Raw genomic sequence first — 3,614 nt, 5'->3', positions numbered from 1 at the left:
ACCATTCACCTGGACCAAATCAGCGGAGTATCTCCTGGGCAAGATGAAACGCAAACAAACCATTAACACGGAACACTAGCGCCTCGACTTCCGCGGCGTCGAGAAGCGTCGCAGAATCTGCCCCGGTGTTTCACCGGAAGTCGGCCTGACGGGTTCGACAGCCTCTTCATGTCTGACGTCGAGAACCTGCGGGCGATAGCGGCCGGGAACCGATCGGAGCAGGCAACCGTGGTCGGGGAGGTACAGTCCGGGGTGCCCGTGTCGACCTTGTATAGCTGGTTGAAGGCGCGCAGTTCCGCGGTGTTGCCTCCAGGGAGCCAAGGTGCTGAAGCAGCCTGAGCACACGTCATAGTTGCACCACCCCTGATGGCGTCACCAAAGTCTGCACCTCCCACTGCCGGCCGTTCATCCGGCCCATACATGCAGTGCGCTTCTGCTCAGTGGGACCCTCAGTGCTGAGCGCGAGGAGAATCTTGACGTCTCAAGCTCAACCGGCCGCCCCGGGGGTTGCGCTGGGGCTTTGACCGAGCCTCGCTGGCCGGTGCCCAGGCAAGGGAGTGTGAAGCCGGTATGTAATAAGTTGCCGGCCATGGCGCTCCAGGCCTGATTTGTGCGGGGTCCGGTGAAATTAGCAGAACGGAGCCGGGCCAGATCGGCTCCGGCAGGGCCTCGATCCATGCTGGCTGAACGTGGTCGAAGCGGTTCCACTTGATGGTGATCCAGGAGCCTGTGGGTTCAAGAGCGTCCACGCTCAGAACCATGACCTCTGCCGTCGTGCCACTGCTTCGCTTCAAATCGTTGAAGTGATCCCACTTTTCGGTAGCCCCAGCTATCCATGAACGTCGCCGGCGTCCCCGGACCAACCATACCGCCCCGGCGACTGCGGCCGCGGGGAGTGTCATAGCCGCGGTTAGGAGCACGGATAAGTCATTAGGTGCGTTGGCGGCCGCAGCACCGACGAGATAGAAGACCCACGCAGCGATTGCCACGCTGCTCAGGATCAAAGCAGGTGTCGCTAGCTTCGGCTTCAGGGCTGGGTTTGCATCCATGGACTACCTTCTCGACCAGTTTAGATTTGCCAGCCGACATTGATAAGCCGGTCTTCCCGCGAAGTCGGGTCATCAAGCAACGTCGGAGCCTGCCGGTAACTGGGAGACGATAGAGCAGATTGGTCAACAAGGCGGGTGATCCTGGCGCGCTGCTCCTGTTGTTCCCAGTCGTATAAGTCAGGAACTGGTCCCAGGGGGAGGGGCGAGTCATCGATACCCCATCTGTCCCTGTGGATGGCGACTTGGCGAATGACGTCCGTCGCATGGTCTGTAAGACCATTCGGACCCAAGGTCTCCCTGAGTGCCCGTTTCCATTCGGTGTCACGCATCATGGTGTCGCGGGCGATATGGGTCATCCGCTGCTGGACGCGGTCCTGAACCTGGTTGATCATGTCCGCCAGATCGGGACGCGAGGTGAGGGCCGGTGCAGCCAGGGGATCACTTCCTGCTGCGGGCACCCCGGACAGAAACTGACGGAGTCGGGAGTGGACTACAGCCGCCATATCTCGAGCCGACGCTTCTATTTGCAGAGCAGCGATGACAACACGTTGCGTGCTTGGACGGCTAACGCCAGTGGCCTGGCGCCACGCTGCGACAGTCGCGCCCCACGAAGGTGATCGCTGGAGTTCAGCGGCCATGCCAGACGAGTGAACATCAAGGAACTTCACCAGGTCCTCGGCGGCTGCGATTTGTGCGAGGTAGTCGTATTCAGCACTGAGCTGCCCCAGACTGTCGGCCTTCGACTGCTCGGCGTCGCGGACTTCGTGGGCCGTACGTTCGGCTCCCTCGGCGGCAAGGACCTCACCAAGTATCTGGCGCCACGAGGACGGCAAGGCGGGATCCAGAGGGTCGTCGTCCAAAGGATCGTTTTCGCTGACATATGCGTGGTTTCCCGATCGTCCGCGGGTCATGCTCACGTACAGCAGTTCACGGGTGAGCCGGCCCTGGGTGACGACGGTGTGTCCGGTGTCCACAGTGATGCCCTGCGAACGGTGGGCTGTCGTCGCATATCCCAGCTCCACCGAGGACTCAACATACTCCCGGCCAAGAACGATCGTTGCGCCGGTGTCCCGGCGAACCGCGGTCAGCGAGCCGTCGCGCCTGCCTGTACGGACGACGTCGAGCATGGTCCCGTTCCGGATGAAGTCCCCGCTGCTGTCGGTGATGCTTCGATCATTGAGGCGGGCAATGACGGTGTCGCCAGCGCCGGCCCGCGACCCGTCGCTCAGCGGCACCGTGTGTTCCGCGTCCACGGAACCTTGGATGACGCGGTCGGCCTGGGCTCGCCGGTTGAGCATGCTGACCGTGTCGTTGTCGGCCGCAATGAGAATGGACGACTTGCCATCTTGGAGATCCGATTGCCAGCTCAGATAGGCTTTGTCGACCATATCCACGTACGAGCCGTGTTGGATACGTTGGTGCCGGTAATAGTCAGCGATGGCCGAGAAGTCCCCGGCCCGGAGCTTGAGCGATGCGTCCTGCTCCCACTCCTGTTCGAACCGCCAAATCGTGCTCAGCCGCACCGTCTTGCTCTGCCGGTCGAGCCAGCCGAGCGTACCGCCGGCATCAATGGCATCCAATTGCCCGGGGTCGCCCACCAGCAACATCTTGGCCCCGGCGTCCCGGGCCTGTTGTACCAGCGCGGACAGCTGGAGGGTGGAGACCATGGAGGCCTCGTCGACGACGACCAGCTGGTTGGGATGGAAACCCCACCTGTCCTGTTCGGCGGCGAGCCGGGCGGCTCTCTGAGCGAGCCGAAGGGACATCGGGCCGGGAGTAGCACCGACGGTGAGCTGTTGCTCCGTGTCGAAGAACTGTGCAGCCCGATGGCCTGCTCCGTGGCCGACTGACTCGTAGAGCCATTTCGCGACGTTTTCCGTGGTTAGTGCCAGCTCTCGCCCGAGGACGTCGGCGCTCGCCGCTGCCGGTGCCAGGCCGACGACGGTACCGGCGCCGAATTCTGCCTCCCAGGCAGCTTTAACTGCGCCGAGAGTGGTGGTCTTGCCGGTTCCGGCGGGACCGACGACGGCGTCGAGCCGGTTGCCGCTGAGCAGGACCTGGGCCGCCGCCGCGCGCTGGTCACTGTGGAGTTCGAGCCGACCGCGGTGTTTGTAGCCATCAAGCGCTTCCATGGCGACGGCCGCGCTCACGGCCGGGCCGCCGTCGTCGTTCCGTGCCGTCATGACGACATCCTCATTGGCGAGGGTTGCCGTGTCTGTGTAGAGGCGGGAGCCGTGGAAGTCGAAGATGCTGCGGTTTGCGAAGCGGAGGTCGGGCTGCGCGTTGACGGGAACGGTGTAACGGTACTCGTTGAGCGGAACGGACTGGTTTTCTGCGGCGGTGGCAACGGCATCGATCATGGTGTTGCGGTCCGCCGGCGTGTGGCAGCGGATGTCGGCGCAGACCCGTTCGGCTTCCGCGAGGAGGTTCCACCGGCTCCAGGTGGCGCGCTTCGTCGCGACGCGCTCGCGAGTCAGGGAGCCGACAGCGTCGATCCAGTCGGCTGTGAAGCCACCTGTGCGGTACGGGGTGGTGTGGGAGCGTCGCACGGTGTTGGCGAGTACG

At 63.4% G+C, this 3,614-nt stretch carries 1 protein-coding gene; it reads right to left on the bottom strand.

The window, feature by feature from the left end; all coding sequences use genetic code 11:
• Positions 1 to 1,069: 1,069 nt before the first annotated feature.
• Positions 1,070 to 3,614, bottom strand: a 2,545-nt coding sequence (locus tag BJQ90_RS18580) for an ATP-dependent DNA helicase (protein ID WP_226761684.1), incomplete at its 5' end; no start/stop codon positions are given.

Origin of the sequence: Arthrobacter sp. SO3 (genome assembly GCF_020532825.1) — a bacterium.
Taxonomy (GTDB): Bacteria; Actinomycetota; Actinomycetes; order Actinomycetales; family Micrococcaceae; genus Arthrobacter.
Note: the sequence above shows the minus strand (reverse complement) of the source record. Positions and strands in the feature narration are given on the sequence as shown.